10 protein-coding genes and 1 tRNA gene are annotated in these 13,756 nt (G+C 48.2%); 7 read left to right on the forward strand and 4 right to left on the reverse strand.

The annotated features are described in order from the left end of the window. Window positions 1–69: 69 nt before the first annotated feature. From ACSHX2_RS01640 to ACSHX2_RS01650, 3 genes are all read left to right on the forward strand, one after another. Window positions 70–1,917, forward strand: a complete 1,848-nt coding sequence (locus ACSHX2_RS01640) for a DNA topoisomerase IV subunit B (RefSeq protein ID WP_435690219.1) — start codon at window positions 70–72, stop codon at window positions 1,915–1,917. A gap of 95 nt (window positions 1,918–2,012) precedes the next feature. Then, window positions 2,013–2,558: a hypothetical protein gene (locus ACSHX2_RS01645; protein WP_435689941.1), complete on the forward strand. Its 546-nt coding sequence runs from the start codon at window positions 2,013–2,015 to the stop codon at window positions 2,556–2,558. Window positions 2,559–2,595: 37 nt separating this feature from the next. Continuing rightward, on the forward strand, window positions 2,596–3,177 hold the full coding sequence (locus ACSHX2_RS01650; protein ID WP_435689943.1) for a thioredoxin family protein: 582 nt from the start codon (window positions 2,596–2,598) through the stop codon (window positions 3,175–3,177). Window positions 3,178–3,274: 97 nt separating this feature from the next. Here ACSHX2_RS01650 and ACSHX2_RS01655 read toward each other — a convergent pair whose 3' ends face one another. The 3 genes from ACSHX2_RS01655 to ACSHX2_RS01665 are packed head-to-tail and all read right to left on the reverse strand — an operon-like array spanning window position 3,275 to window position 8,913. Then, window positions 3,275–6,616 carry an SbcC/MukB-like Walker B domain-containing protein gene (locus ACSHX2_RS01655; protein WP_435689945.1) on the reverse strand — a complete coding sequence of 1,114 codons (3,342 nt, stop codon included), beginning with the start codon at window positions 6,614–6,616 and terminating at the stop codon, window positions 3,275–3,277. 38 nt (window positions 6,617–6,654) lie between these two features. Continuing rightward, entirely contained in the window at window positions 6,655–7,446 is a 792-nt protein-coding gene (locus ACSHX2_RS01660; protein ID WP_435689947.1) for a DUF4194 domain-containing protein, read from the reverse strand. 30 nt (window positions 7,447–7,476) lie between these two features. Continuing rightward, window positions 7,477–8,913: a Wadjet anti-phage system protein JetA family protein gene (locus tag ACSHX2_RS01665; RefSeq protein WP_435689949.1), complete on the reverse strand. Its 1,437-nt coding sequence runs from the start codon at window positions 8,911–8,913 to the stop codon at window positions 7,477–7,479. A gap of 477 nt (window positions 8,914–9,390) precedes the next feature. Between ACSHX2_RS01665 and ACSHX2_RS01670 the strand changes: the two genes are divergently transcribed. After that, the gene (locus ACSHX2_RS01670) at window positions 9,391–10,413 is read left to right on the forward strand and encodes a hypothetical protein (RefSeq protein ID WP_435689951.1); all 1,023 of its coding nucleotides are present in this window, start codon (window positions 9,391–9,393) and stop codon (window positions 10,411–10,413) included. Between the two features lie 79 nt (window positions 10,414–10,492). Here the strand turns inward: ACSHX2_RS01670 and miaB are convergent, their stop codons facing one another. Continuing rightward, complete coding sequence (gene miaB / locus ACSHX2_RS01675; RefSeq protein WP_435689953.1) at window positions 10,493–11,869, reverse strand: tRNA (N6-isopentenyl adenosine(37)-C2)-methylthiotransferase MiaB; 1,377 nt, start codon at window positions 11,867–11,869, stop codon at window positions 10,493–10,495. 163 nt (window positions 11,870–12,032) lie between these two features. Between miaB and ACSHX2_RS01680 the strand changes: the two genes are divergently transcribed. The 3 genes from ACSHX2_RS01680 to ACSHX2_RS01690 all read left to right on the forward strand — a co-directional run bounded on the left by ACSHX2_RS01680 (window position 12,033) and on the right by ACSHX2_RS01690 (window position 13,741). Further along, window positions 12,033–12,104: transfer RNA gene (locus tag ACSHX2_RS01680), tRNA-Arg, on the forward strand. Between the two features lie 133 nt (window positions 12,105–12,237). Further along, window positions 12,238–12,732 carry a hypothetical protein gene (locus ACSHX2_RS01685; RefSeq protein ID WP_435689955.1) on the forward strand — a complete coding sequence of 165 codons (495 nt, stop codon included), beginning with the start codon at window positions 12,238–12,240 and terminating at the stop codon, window positions 12,730–12,732. A 115-nt stretch (window positions 12,733–12,847) separates the two neighbouring features. Further along, a complete protein-coding gene (locus ACSHX2_RS01690; RefSeq protein WP_435689957.1) occupies window positions 12,848–13,741 on the forward strand; it encodes a bile acid:sodium symporter family protein in 894 nt (297 codons plus the stop codon). Window positions 13,742–13,756: the final 15 nt, after the last annotated feature.

Genomic DNA, 13,756 nt, shown 5'->3' on the forward strand with positions numbered 1-13,756 from the left:
TAATAGATGTTGCGTCCTGCTGATATTTTAGGCAAGTTAAGCATTAGAGCGAAATTAGAAGACCCACTTATGGCAAGTTACACAGAAGACGATATCAAGAGCTTAGACTGGAAAGAGCATATTCGGCTCCGCCCAGGGATGTACATCGGCAAGCTAGCGGATGGATCCAGCCCTGAAGACGGGATTTATATTCTGCTTAAAGAGGTGATTGATAACTCGATCGACGAATATGTCATGGGACATGGATCAGAGATCCATGTGAATATTGATGGTGAGGGGCGCGTGGAAGTGCGTGACTTTGGCCGGGGGATTCCTCTGGGGAAGCTAATGGACTGTGCTGCCAAGATTAACACTGGCGCGAAGTACGACTCCGAGGCATTTAAAAAGTCGGTGGGTCTCAATGGTGTGGGTATCAAGGCGGTGAACGCACTTTCTTCTTTCTTCGAAATCCAAGCGTGGCGCGAGGGCGAAACCAAGGCGATTGAGTTTAGTAAAGGTGAGGTCATCGAGGAGATGAAGACGACAGTCAAAGACGACGCTCCTAATGGAACGCGGATCGCCTTTGATATGGACCGTAGTATCTTCCCGCAGAAGACACGCTACCGCGAGCAATACGTGGAGAAGATGTGTCGCTACTATTCTTATCTCAACCCTGGCCTCTGTGTGGTCTATAACGGTAAGAAATTTAAGTCGAAGCACGGAATTCTAGACCTCCTTCGTGAGGAAATGGATGAAGAACCACTGTATGAACCAATCATGCTCAGTGGTAAGGATCTGGACATTTGTTTCTCGCACTCAACGAGTAGTTCAGAAGGCTATTATACTTTTGTGAATGGTCAGCACACGACTCAAGGCGGAACACACCTTGCCGCTTTCCGCGAAGCTGTGGTGAAGGTTCTCCGTGATTTTTTCAAGAAACAGTACGATCCATCTGACATTCGTGCAGGGATCGAGGCCGCCGTTTCTATAAGAGTGGAAGAGCCAGTCTTCGAATCTCAAACAAAGACAAAGTTAGGCTCCACTACGGTTTCTCCAGATGGGGAGACCGTACGTACTTTTGTACTCAATTTCCTAAAAGAGCATCTCGATAACCATCTGCACAAGCATCCTGCAGTGGCCGAGGCATTACAGAAGCGCATTCTCGTTTCAGAGAGAGAGCGTAAGGAACTTTCAGGTGTGAAGAAGCTCGCCCGCGAGCGTGCGCGTAAAGCAAAGGTGCACAATAAAAAGCTTCGTGATTGCCGTGCACATTTAGATTCCAAGCACAAGCGCCGTGAGGAAACTACGGTGTTTATTACGGAGGGTGATTCAGCGAGTGGTTCTATCACCAAGAGCCGAGATGTGGAAACACAGGCGGTGTTCTCACTACGTGGTAAGCCGCTAAATTCCTTCGGTCTCACCAAGAAGATCGTCTATGAGAATGAGGAGTTTAACTTGCTCCAGCACGCTCTGAATATTGAAGATGGTCTCGAAGGACTTCGCTATAACAAGGTAGTGGTAGCAACGGATGCCGATGTGGATGGTATGCATATTCGCTTATTGCTGCTGACATTCTTTTTACAGTTCTTCCCTGAGATGATTCGTGAGGGGCATGTTTATATTCTCCAAACTCCACTTTTCCGTGTGCGTAACAAGAAGAAGACATTCTATTGTTACGATGATACAGAGCGTGAGAATGCGATTAAAGAGTGTGGCAAAGCGGCCGAGATCACGCGATTCAAGGGACTTGGTGAAATTTCACCTGACGAGTTCGCGTTCATGATCGGCGAGGATATGCGACTCGACCCAGTGACTATGGAGGAGGGCAAGAGTCTCAAAGAGATGCTCACTTTCTATATGGGTAAGAACACTCCTGATCGTCAGCTCTACATTATCGACAACCTCCGTGAAGAGGTTCTTCGTGAAGAGGCTGTTTGATAGAATGATGAGTGTAGAATTTCAAATGAAAGCCCTGCTGTTAGAGTGGGGCTTTTTTCTTGTGAGAGGTGTGTTCTTAGATAGAAAACGTGTAAATGAGTGTCGATAATCCGTATGAAGCTCCGCTAGTAGAGCAGCCAGTGAATGCATCTTCCATTCAAGCACGTATCAATGAGAAGTTGAGGGATTATAAAAGCCTCGATGAGAAGGCGTTTAAGAAGCTGTATTATCGCTCTTGTAATGTGTCTGCGATTGCAGCCTTGGTGTTAATTGCTGGTCTTGTCATAGCAGGGTTACTCATTTTTGGATGGAACGAGCCAAATGATCCAGATGAGTCAATGGTTTATGGGGTGGGCCTTTTATCGCTTATGGCTGTATTCCAACTAGTTTGTTTTATCGGCTTAGCGACGCGTGCTACATGGGGCCGGACCATGGGCTTTATCAGTTGTTCCTTGATGCTTCTTAATATTCCGCTGGGTACTCTGATAGGGATTGTGGGATTAGTCGCACTATCTAAAGCTCCTGAGTTATTTGGTCCAACTCGAGTGACACATAAAGAACTGAAAGCTGAGTTTAAATTGAGAAAACAGCAGATGAAAGAGGCTAAGCGAGCCGCGAAGCTTGAGAAGAAATCTGCTTAGTTCTTGACCCTTTCGTGGTGCTGCTAGAATCCGCAGCATGGCTGAAGTACCATCGACATTTACATTGCAGGCAGGAGATAAAGCTCCTGATTTTACGTTGCCTGATGGCGCGGGTAAGGATTTTTCTTTAGCTGAGTTGCTGGGCAGAAAGGGAACCTTGGTTATGTTCGGCTGTAATCACTGTCCCTTTGTGATTCATCTGGCCAAGCAAGTGGGAGAGATGGCTACTGAGATGAAGGGCTGGGGAGTGAACGTCGTGGTGATTAACTCTAATGATGTAGAAAATTACCCACAGGACTCGCCAGAGAAAATGGTGGAGTTCGCGAAGCAATATGGTTGGAGTTTTCCATACCTTTATGATGAAAGCCAAGAGGTGGCGCATGCCTTTCACGCGGCATGTACACCTGATTTTTTCTTGTTAGATAAAGATGGCTGTCTGTTTTATGCGGGTCAGTACGATGATTCCCGTCCGAAGAATGATTTACTGATTGATGGTCGTGACCTCAAACTTGCGATTCGCCAGTTGATCGAAGACGGAGCGCCTATTCTAGAAACGAAGCCGGCCACAGGATGTAACATCAAGTGGAAGCCAGGCAATGAGCCAAGCTATTTCGGCTAAGCTCGAATGTGCTGCTATTACAGATGAAAAAAGAAGAGAGCCGGTAATGGCTCTCTTCTTAAAAACCCTCAAGGTGAGGGGGGGTGTTATGAGTAAATTATTTCATCAACTTCTCTGTGGCTTCCTTACGTGTGAGTGAAACTGCGATGTTGCGGATGTGATTCACGCGACCTTTCTTAGTTTCTTTTTTGGAGACCACCATGGTTTGGTCACAAAGGTCGATGGCGTAAGGGATGTTTCCTGAAGACATCGAGAATGCTCCTTGGAGACCGAGCTGAGTGAGAGCGTCGATACAATCTCGGATACGCTCACCTGATAGTTTGGAGAAGGCTTCATCGATAGGAACTAGGCCAATGCTTGGCTCTTTACCGCGTCGTTCATAGCGGTGGTAGGCTCGTAAGTAACAGGCTAGAATAGCAATGAAGTAAGGTGATTGGTTTTCACCTCCAGAGAATTTACCAGACTGTTTGTCTACCGATGTTTCACGGCCATCTGGGTCACGTGTGTCGAGCACGGACATATCGTAGTCGTAGTAGTTTCGGTAATCCAGGAAGTTGAGAGCTTCAGCATTGTTAGGATCTTCCACGAGAGTGTCGAAAATGCGTTCAACTTCTTCTTTCGTCTCAGCATCTATAGATTCGAAGAAGAGCGACCCTTCGTCTGCAAGAGCACTATTGTCGACGAGCTTCTGATAGATTGCGTAATCTGGATTACGCTTCTTACGAATCTGGTAGAGGTGGACGCCGATGGGTTTCTTGAGCTCTTTGTTAAGGAGCTTGAGTGTCATGTCGACACGCATGAGCGCGGAGCGGAGTTTGACGAGAACCTGCTTGCGGAAGATATCCTGCCAGTTGCGTTCTTCGCGTTCAGCCTTACTTTCGTAGGCTGGGATGTCGCTGTTTGAAATACGTTCAAGGCGCTCGTCCCACGCTTTATTCTCTTCGTCTTCTGGAGAGAATTCGTTATAGACTGGGAAATCGCGTGCAAGCTGCTTCCGAGTTTCGACTACGGAAGCCCAGGATAGGTGGCCGCGGTCAATGCAGGCGCGTTCGAGGCGGATAGCCTGACTAACTGCAAGATCGAGAGCTGGGAATTCAGTAGTTAGATTCTGATAGAGTTGTAGACGTCGCTCGGCATGTTCACCAAGACCTACTGTTTCGGCGCGGTAGCGAGTGAGCTCAGATTCAGATTTGTCGAGTTGTTCTTGGAAGTCCTCTAAGCTGCCTTGGCGGCGGCCGAGCTCGAGCTTGAGTTCGGATTTACGCAAGCTTTTGAGTTCGCGTTCGTAGCCGGAGAGGGTGTAGTCGAGGTTTCCGAGTTCGACTTCTTTTTCTTCGAAGCCACCGTCTTCAATTGTCCTGAGGCGGTTGATGTTTTCTTGGAGTCGATCTTCACAACTCTTGAGCTGTTGGAGGTCGGAAAGTTGTGCTCCGAGGCTCGGGCTGTCGAGTTTTTGGCGACGGTAGTTTTGGTCGCACTCAGCGAGTAACTCAGCGAGTGGCTGGAGTCGCTCGAGTTCTTTGCGTACTTTGGTGCGCTCATTTTCGAGAGTGACTTTTTGCTGCTCTAGACCTTTGCTGCCGATGTAGGGGATATTGTCATAATGGGAACGGCGTTCCGCAAATGGGCGACGGTAGGTGAAGCCATCTGGGAGAATCGAGGCATTATACTTCGTGAGATCTTTTGCGTCTTCGACGCAGATGAGGCGACCGAAGAGGTGGTTGACGATCGATTGAGCCACAGGGTCGTGGCACTCGATGAGGTCTGCGAGACAGTTCGGTTCACAGCGGCTATTGAGGTCGAGCGCTTGATCAGGATTGATGAGTGACTCCCCAGGGGCGCCACCTTTCATTTCACGATAAATAGTTTCTGCGTAGCGGTAGTTCTCTGGATCTACGACGACAGCGAACTTGCGCGTGAAGGCGATCTCGATAGCTGGACGCCAGCGTTCGTCCTTCACTTCACAGAGTTCACGGAGCGCGAAGGCTGCTGGGTCACCATTGCGGCGACGTGGGAGTGAGGAATTTATCGAGTCTAATAATGCTGACCGCTGACTGACTTTTCCTCGGTCGAGTGTTTCTAAACGAGCTGAGAGCGCGCGTAGTTTATTGACCTTCTTCTCTACTTCTTCGCGAAGTGGTTTTTCGGAATCCTTGGATGCGTAGTGAAGATTACGCACACAGTCTGCTAGTTCTTCGAGGTTTTCTGTGAGCTCATGGAGTTCGCATTCTTCGGTGGCTTTGAGAGCTTTCTCTACAGCCTTGACCATGGTGTGTGGCAGTTTGATACCGGTTTTCTGCAGAGCTTCGACCCAGTTACGGATCATGCGGCAGCGTAGGACACGGGCTTCGCCGATGGTCTGACCCGCTTCACGGAGTTGGTTGATCTGAGTGACTAGCTTGCGGTTGTCTTCACGAATGTGGAGGAAGAGTCGGCCATCTTCGGTCTCGTTCAGTGCATCTCGAAGGATGTCACGACGTTCACGTCCTTCTTTGAGTTGGACCTCGAGTACGTTTTCGCGAGTGTTCTCGGACTTCGCTTGTTCTTCGAGTTCTTTGATTTCATCTTCGAGCTCTTCAACCATGTCGCGCAGCTCTTCACATTTGAGATCACGCGAGATGTCAGCATAGAGCTTCTTGTCGATAAGCGACTGCTTATTGGTTTTGAAGTCTTTGCTAATGATGTCTAAGAGATCGAGCTGACGACGCAAGGCGGTGAGTTCTCTGCGCAGAGACAGGAATGCGTGGTAGGAATCTCGAACCTCTTGGATGCGGACTTCGTCTGGTGGAAGGACGTAGTTACGACAGAATTTGTTGAAGTTGTCCAAGAAGGTGAAGGACATGGCTGCCGGAAGCAGGTAATCGAGAGTTTCCCGATCGTAGTTGAGATGACTGGGTAGAGCCATTTCACGACGGTAGGATTCCATGGTGTCGAAGACGCGTCCTTCGCACTCTCCAACAAAGTCACGGAAGCCTGGCCAGTCGAGAGGGAAGTCGAATTGGTCAATCCAGTCGGCTTTGTCGAGTCGGCGTGGAATCATGAATCCGTGGCGGCGCGATGCCTGATTTTGAGCCGCGCTGTCGAATTCGATACGAAGGCCCCAGGTTTCGACCTTCTCGGAATTCGGCCAAGTGAATTCAAGAGCTACGTAGGTAGTGGCTCCGTCATTACGCATGTACTGCGGAAGTCCATCGATCTCGTCTTTAGTATCTCCAAGACAGTAGGACTTGAGTGTGCGTGAAGATGCCTTACCCGTTGCCGATTGGTTGTATTTTGATTTTTGATCACCAATGAGAACGAGCTGGATCAAATCCATTAGAATGGATTTTCCTGAACCAGTGACACCTGCAATAAGGAGGTTGCCATGGATGTCAAAGATGTCTTGGTAGCCAAACCAGTTAATGGCGTGGATGCGAGTGAGTTCGATTTTTCGGCTCATGAGAAGACAGTTTTAAGTTTTAAGTTCAAAGTGTTAAGTTACTCTTCTTCGTTGTCGAGTAGGCCGAGTTCGTCATCATTTTCCTCTTCGTCGTCGAGCAGAGGTTTTTCAGAAGAGGATGGCTCAGTAGCCGTTTCTTCTTCTATAGGAGAAGTGATAGGGGTTTCGTCAGATTCTGTATCGTCGTCTAAGACATTGACTTCTTCCTCTAAAATGGAGTCCTCAGTCTCGGCGTCAAATGCGCTGGCGGCCTTGACCCATTGTTCTATCCCTGGGAACGGGATGGCGAAACGGAGGGTGGGTAGAATCTGGATAGTGGAGTCGGTGAAGTCGTCTTCCCAGTCCATTTCAATGAGATTAAAGCGCGCAAAGCGGCGGAGAATTTCCTTCATGCGCGACTGTGAGAGTGGCTGCATGCTTGGGAACTTACTCTGGAATTGCTCGTTGAAATCGCGGACATTGAAGTAGACATCATGGGCACCATTTTCACGGACCTCGACATCGAAGTCATACCAGAGCGCTAGTGCCACGAGTGTTTCATCGCGCTTGAGCTTACGAGTGAGTGACGGCACCTCTGGGATCGCCATGATGAGGCGGTCATCTCGCTGGATAATGATTTTTAGACCTAACAATGCGGCCCATTCTTCAAGCCATGGTTGGTGCTCGATAGCCCAGTCATAAAGTGGTCGCTCAGCTGAACGTCCGCGCAGGAGTGAGCCATGCGCAAGGAGTCTGTGGGCGACGTCCTGAAGCATGGAACGGTCACGATCGCGTAAATTGGAGTTGAACAGGGATTGTTCGTTTTCTGGTTCCTTAGTGATGTCGTTCATCGGATGAAAATGGGTGTGTTAGGTTTTGGGCTAACGCGCTTTCGGGTAAATGGTGAATGGGTCGAGGTAGGTTTCCTCGACTAAGGATGGTGACGGGAGTGTGTCGTGCGTGATTTCGTCACGCGGTGTAGTGATGTCGTATTCACTCTCGAGGGTGTCGCTGTGGAGGAGGAGACCTACAGTATTAAGAATCCAGTCTTCTACGTTTGTCGGGAGGTCTTTAGATTCTAGACCATTGGTGTCGATATTGAGGTCTCGGAAGAAACTGTTAGCTCGGCGAGTGGTTAGAGATGAGTTGATATTATCACTCATTTCCTCGAGGGCGTAGAGTGAGTCGTCATCGTCATAAAAGTCATCAAGCGGTGTCTGGGCTCCCTTGATTCTGAGTGTGCGCGGAGAGAAGAGTGAGTCGATACCAGCGAGCATGCTGACAGCTGGGATTTTGAGGCTAGGAAGTTCTAACTGCTCTGGAAGTGCATTGAGCTTACACTCGGCATATTGCTCGTTGATGAGCTCGAAAAGATTACGGACTTCGGAGCGGCGGCCGCTTGAGACTTCCTGTAGGTAGCGGAAGCGGGCGAAAGATCTACGCGCAAAGTCGGCTGCACGACGATCTACAGCTTCGGCTTGCGGTTCTACGCTGTCTAGTAAGTTCGCTGTGTTCTGCAGCGCATCATGAACATTTATGGTGATTTCGTCTGCGCTGAGCTCTGGGCGACGTTTTAACCATGCGAGCTCCATCTTGGCGATGACTGCAGGGTTGGATTGGATTTTTGCGAGCTGCTCGCGAGCCATCGGAATGCGGACAGGGATGTCTAGGTCGATGAGTGACTTGTACGCTCGTTGACCAATGTTTTCTGAGAAGTCATCGTAGAGGACTTGTAGGTTTTGCTTGAGTGAGTCCGAGCGGAGCTGACGCTGAGTGAGGCGAGCCATGCTCTGCTGCATAGAGCGCAGTTCCTGAAGTCCATAGCGAAGGTTGTCTGTGCATGCTTCGAGATCGGCAAGTGGATGTTTCTCAAAGGCATCTTTGTCCATGATGCGTGAACATACGAGGTGAAGCTTATCAGTGAAGGTGACTTGCTCAGGGTAAGCCATGCGGCGGAGGCACTCTAACAAGAGCTCTGCGCGGCTATCGAGATAGTAAACACGCTGGTAGTCCGAGCGTTTCGGTTCTTCGATCCACTCTGACTGAAGCATCACCCGAATCATTTCTGGAGCCGTTATGTGTGTCTGTTCCTCATCCTCAGCTGAGTCATCAGGAAGTTGGATGTGTTCTAGGCCTGTTTCGATAATATCTTCACATGTCTGGATGAGTTCCACACGAGTGAGCCCGACACCGTGACGATGGCGCTGGATTTCCTCGATCTTATCAAGCGCATCAATGTAGAGTCTGCCATAACGCCATGTTAGAACGGCGAAAAAGCGGCTCGGGGTGTCTCGAAATATTTGTTGGCTGAGGCTCACAATCCGTAGACCCTAGGAGGTCACTCTATATGGGGAAGTGAGAAAAAGAGTTTTATGCTGACTATGGATGTGTGGTGATAAATTTTAGAATGTAGCTTATAAATACTTAGGATGCCTAAAGTGAGTAAGCTGTGAATAAGTCGTTTTAGCTATTATTTATGAAGGTTTCAGCTGTGACGGCCCGTCTAAGCGATGTAAATTTTTATAAAGACGCACCTTAATAGTTAAGTTCTCTTGATTACTATAGTGTCCTAAATGGATTGTTCTGAATAGAGGGGAGCTGGCTTCGTTATTAGAGAGAAATTGAGTCAGAGTGGCCAGAGCGGTCTTCGTCTCGATGAGTTTTTTAGCACATCAATATTGGTAGTTTAGGTGAAGCGAAGGAGGTCTACGGAGAAGTGGTCGCTGAGGAATACGTAGATGCTGTGAGATGGGGTTGACGGGTCGGGGTTAGAGTGTCAGATTGCGCACTATATTATGGAAAAACCAATCACACTTAGAGCGGATATTGAGCTCGGCGTTTGTCCTACGCATGTAAAATTTGTTGGAGGTCTAGTACCTGGTGAAGATGGTAAGCTTCCTCGCGATGCGAATGGTGAGCTTTTTGCAATTTCAGAGATGCGTACTTTGATTGAGCGTTCACCAGTGCAGATCAATTCAGTGCAGATCTCCCAGTTCAATGGAACTGACGATGCAGATCTCACAGAGATGTACACAGGATTGAAGGATTTGGGCCTTGTGACTCACATTATCCTCATGGTGGGCGGAGCTGATCCGATGAATCCTGAGGACGAAGATGCTGTGGTAGCTCAGCTTGTAGAAGGTGTCGAAACTGCAAAGCGTTTTGGTGCTACTCAGGTAGGATCCACTTCATTCGAAGAATGGCTTGCAGGTAAGCCACGTAAGGAAGGTGCTGAATTTGATGCTGCAGTAGAGCAGGTGATTAAGGTGCACCAGCGTGTGTATGAAGAGGCTGATATTGCAAACTCGACGCTTGAAATGTGGCATCTTGAGTTCCTACGCGGGACTGAGTTTACGACATTTACTGATAGTGGACGCGCATGGAAGGTTGCTAAGGGATTGAATGACCGAATTGGTACTAAATTCTTCAAGCTACTTGTCGATGCTGCACATTGTGGCGACGGCCCTTTATCTCAGGAAGAGAATGTGGCGCTCATTAAGCAGATCGCTGATTCTGGTGAGTTCGGTATGTTCCACGCATCTGCGAAGACAACACGTGGCTGTCTCTCAAGTGATGATGGCTGGATCGCAGCACTGCTCGAAGCATCAGCGAAGACTGGGAAGTTGACCCAAGTGATTGTAGAGCTTTTCCATCACGAAGATGCTGCTCTCGCTCCTATGCGTGAATCGATCGAAGGTCACGGAGTAGATACAATGGATGGACGTAGTTACACAGATGCTGTGGTAGACGGCCTTCAGGATGTATCACGCCGTATCAACAATCTTGTAGCTCGCGGCATTCTCCCAGAGAAAAAGTAAGCTAGATTTTTTTAGTAAAAGAGCGAAGCACCGTAAGGCGCTTCGCTCTTTTTATTAAAGTGTCGGGCTGTAGTATCTTTTAATCTATGAGCGGAGTGCCATAGAGTGTGTATCCTGTGCAGCCGGTGATTTCAGCTTTGAATACCTTGCCAACAAGTCGGTCTGGGTTGCCTTCGAGAATCACGATCTTATTCTGCGGAGTGCGAGAGTTGAGCGTGTCAGCATTGCTTTTAGAAGGGCCAGTGCAGAGTACTTCTTGAACGCTACCTACAAGGGCGTGGTTCTTGCGCTGAGCTATTTCGTTGACTAAAGTAAGGAGGCGCTGGTTACGGTCTTCCTTCGTTTGTTCAGTGTGTTGCTCAAGCATTTCCGCTGCGGGAGTATTGCGGCGCTGAGAGTAACGGAACACGAAACAGTTATCAAACTCGAGCTCCTTAACGGTGTTCAGCGTGTCGATGAAGTCTTCCTCAGTTTCTCCTGGGAAGCCAACAATGATGTCGGTGGTGACTGCCATGTCTGGACGAGCCGTCTTCATCTTCTTGATAATCTCTACAAACTTCTCGTTTTTGTACGGGCGACGCATCGCTTTGAGAATTTTGTCACTGCCACTCTGCATCGGGAAATGGATGTGGGAGCAGAGTTTTGGAAGGTAGGTGAAGGCTGTGATGAGGTCGTCGCGAAAGCCAACTGGGTGCGGCGAGGTAAAGCGAATGCGTTCGATGCCTTCGACTTCATGGACGGCTTCGAGAAGCTGGACGAATGGTGATTTACCGTCAACTTTGGGGAATTCTGTACGGCCGTAGAGGTTGACGATTTGGCCAAGTAGGGTGACTTCTTTCACGCCACGACTGGCGAGAGTAGTGCATTCAGCAACGATGTCAGCGATCGGGCGCCCGCGTTCACGTCCACGTGTGTCGGGGACAATGCAGTAGGAGCACTTCATGTTACAGCCCTGCATGATGGAGACGAAAGCTGTTGGATCTGTCGTCGTGTTGACATGATCCTTGATAGTATTTTGGGAGTCCTTTTCTTCAGCAACGTCACAAATATGGTCACCTTTGTAAGCCAGTTCGAGGTCGTCCATCCGGCGCTCAAGGCGGCTCTGTAGGATGGTATCGACGTATTCGAATACTTTATGGTACTTCTGTGTGCCGACAACGACATCGAGATGTGGAATGTTTTGAAAGAGTTCCTGTCCACGGGATTGAGCCATGCAGCCCATGAAGCCGTAGACTACGTGTGGCTTGAGCGTGCGGTGTTTGCCCATGTGGCCCATTTTCCCTAGTGCCTTTTGTTCCGCTTGATCGCGTACGGAACATGTGTTCACGAGGATAGCGTCGGCTTCGAACTCGTCGCCTGTGACTGTATACCCACCTTCAGTGAACATCCGAGCGACTTGCTCAGAATCACGTTGGTTCATTTGGCATCCGTAAGTTTTGATGAATACGTTTGGCATCGTTTTACTATCCTTTTAGGGTGAATCTCTTAGCCAAATCAGCAGCGATCTTGGCCTATCGAGTTCGGGGGATATAACGCGGAATCAACAGATTGCAAGAGGATTGCAGACTTGCCAGTGCTAACAACTGACTCTAGCGTAACGCCGTCATCAGACAATTAATGCCCCGGTAGTTCAATGGATAGAACGAGGCTCTCCTAAAGCTTAGATAGCGGTTCGACTCCGCTCCGGGGTATTTGTTTGATAGTGTAGATCGTCTCATTGCCTCGCTCGATGTAGAATTTTTTCTGATCTATCACTTTAATTGTTAGCTTGTTGTGGGTGTGTTTGAAGTTGCTGTATAGAGATGTTCGGCTAAATATGTGGATATGCACCTCACTCGAAACAAACAAACGAAGGTCGTGATGGCACGAATAATGAGAGATGCTACGCAGCACCAAGAGAATTTCAGCTTGAAGAAATATGGCTCGTGGGAGTCTGCGGAGTCTGCTGCACAAAGCTGGATTTCTGAATTGAAGTCAAGTTTGCCAGAATCCCGCCGGAATGAGGTTAACAGATTGACCACGCGTAATGCTTCGGGAGTGGTAGGAGTATGGTTATCTAAGAATGTGTACCGTAGAAAAGACCGTAAGAAGCAGGTATATTGGTCATGGAAATCAAAGTGGCCAGGCTGTGAGCTCTCTGGTGGTCTGGCGTGGAAGATTTCTGAAGGTTTGATCGACGATGATGCTTTCGTATTGGCGGTATTGGCTCGGAAGCACCAGTCCGTGGATCGTGAATTTCTGAAATCTGAGTTACTGAGAATTTATGGTTCGAATTGGCACTATGAAATTATAGAGGCAAAAAATGCGAAGCCTAAATAGAGGTGGGCATAAGGCTGTGTGCAGTTTCAGGAATAAACTAGTGTAGTTATCGGAGAGCTAACTCTTGCAAACGGTCGTATAAAATACTACGGGCTATCAGCATAGATTAGTTAGTATGTTTGAGAAGATAATAGAAATAGCACTGCCAATTGCTCTGATTTTGGTGATGACTGGAGTGGGGATAGGAATGAAGCCAAGTGATCTTGCTCGAGTCGCGAAGTTTCCCAAGGCATTTTTTATTGGGGCAATATGCCAGTTGGTTCTGCTCCCGCTATTAGCAATTGGGATTATTTCAGGCTTAGGAATGAGTGGCTTAGTCGCTATTGGGGTATTGGTAATAGCTTTATGTCCTGGTGGAGTGACTTCTAATCTTTTCTCTTACCTGGCAAAAGGTGATGTAGGGCTTTCAGTATGCCTTACAGCGATTATTGGATTCATAACTCCTTTTACTATTCCATTAGTTGTGAGCTGGGGGCTGAGTTGGCAAGGTTTAGACAATGATGGGTTTTCTCTACCTGTGGTTTCAACAGTCGTGAAATTATTAGTGATTTCTGTCATTCCTGTAATCATTGGAATGGGGATTAGGAAGTTTTTGAAAGAGAAGTTAGATGTGGTGGAAAATGTCGTAAGACGAGGATCGATTGGCGTTTTTTTATTGGTGATTGCCGCCGGATATTTTGAGCTGGGAGCTGAGAATTTCACATCATACGCGCTGCAAGCTGGACCTGCGTGTTTACTCATAAACTTAGGTGGGATGGCGATAGGCTTTGGAATAGCTTTATTAACGAAGCTTAATCGAGCACAACGCATGACCATTATGTTAGAGGTTGGGCTACAAAATGGCTTAGTGGCTCTTACGGTTACGCAAGTGATTCTAGAAAACGCCCAAATGTCGATCGCTCCGATAGTGTATAGTTTATGGATGATGGTGCCAGCAGCTCTTGTTGTCTACTTGAGTAAGTTTCGTGGCCGCGCAGGTGACGGTGATGTTGAGTCTGTGAGAGCTTAGATTGGAAAAGTATTG

It is taken from the genome of Rubritalea sp., from assembly GCF_051252225.1.
In the GTDB taxonomy this organism is placed as follows: Bacteria; Verrucomicrobiota; Verrucomicrobiia; order Verrucomicrobiales; family Akkermansiaceae; genus Rubritalea.

What these genes read in the sequence shown, in the direction of transcription:
- miaB (WP_435689953.1), bottom strand. Translation starts at nt 11,869, where the DNA reads ATGCCAAACGTATTCATCAAAACTTACGGATGCCAAATGAACCAACGT.
- ACSHX2_RS01690 (WP_435689957.1), top strand. Translation starts at nt 12,848, where the DNA reads ATGTTTGAGAAGATAATAGAAATAGCACTGCCAATTGCTCTGATTTTG.
- ACSHX2_RS01670 (WP_435689951.1), top strand. Translation starts at nt 9,391, where the DNA reads ATGGAAAAACCAATCACACTTAGAGCGGATATTGAGCTCGGCGTTTGT.
- ACSHX2_RS01645 (WP_435689941.1), top strand. Translation starts at nt 2,013, where the DNA reads ATGAGTGTCGATAATCCGTATGAAGCTCCGCTAGTAGAGCAGCCAGTG.
- ACSHX2_RS01685 (WP_435689955.1), top strand. Translation starts at nt 12,238, where the DNA reads ATGCACCTCACTCGAAACAAACAAACGAAGGTCGTGATGGCACGAATA.
- ACSHX2_RS01660 (WP_435689947.1), bottom strand. Translation starts at nt 7,446, where the DNA reads ATGAACGACATCACTAAGGAACCAGAAAACGAACAATCCCTGTTCAAC.
- ACSHX2_RS01655 (WP_435689945.1), bottom strand. Translation starts at nt 6,616, where the DNA reads ATGAGCCGAAAAATCGAACTCACTCGCATCCACGCCATTAACTGGTTT.
- ACSHX2_RS01650 (WP_435689943.1), top strand. Translation starts at nt 2,596, where the DNA reads ATGGCTGAAGTACCATCGACATTTACATTGCAGGCAGGAGATAAAGCT.
- ACSHX2_RS01640 (WP_435690219.1), top strand. Translation starts at nt 70, where the DNA reads ATGGCAAGTTACACAGAAGACGATATCAAGAGCTTAGACTGGAAAGAG.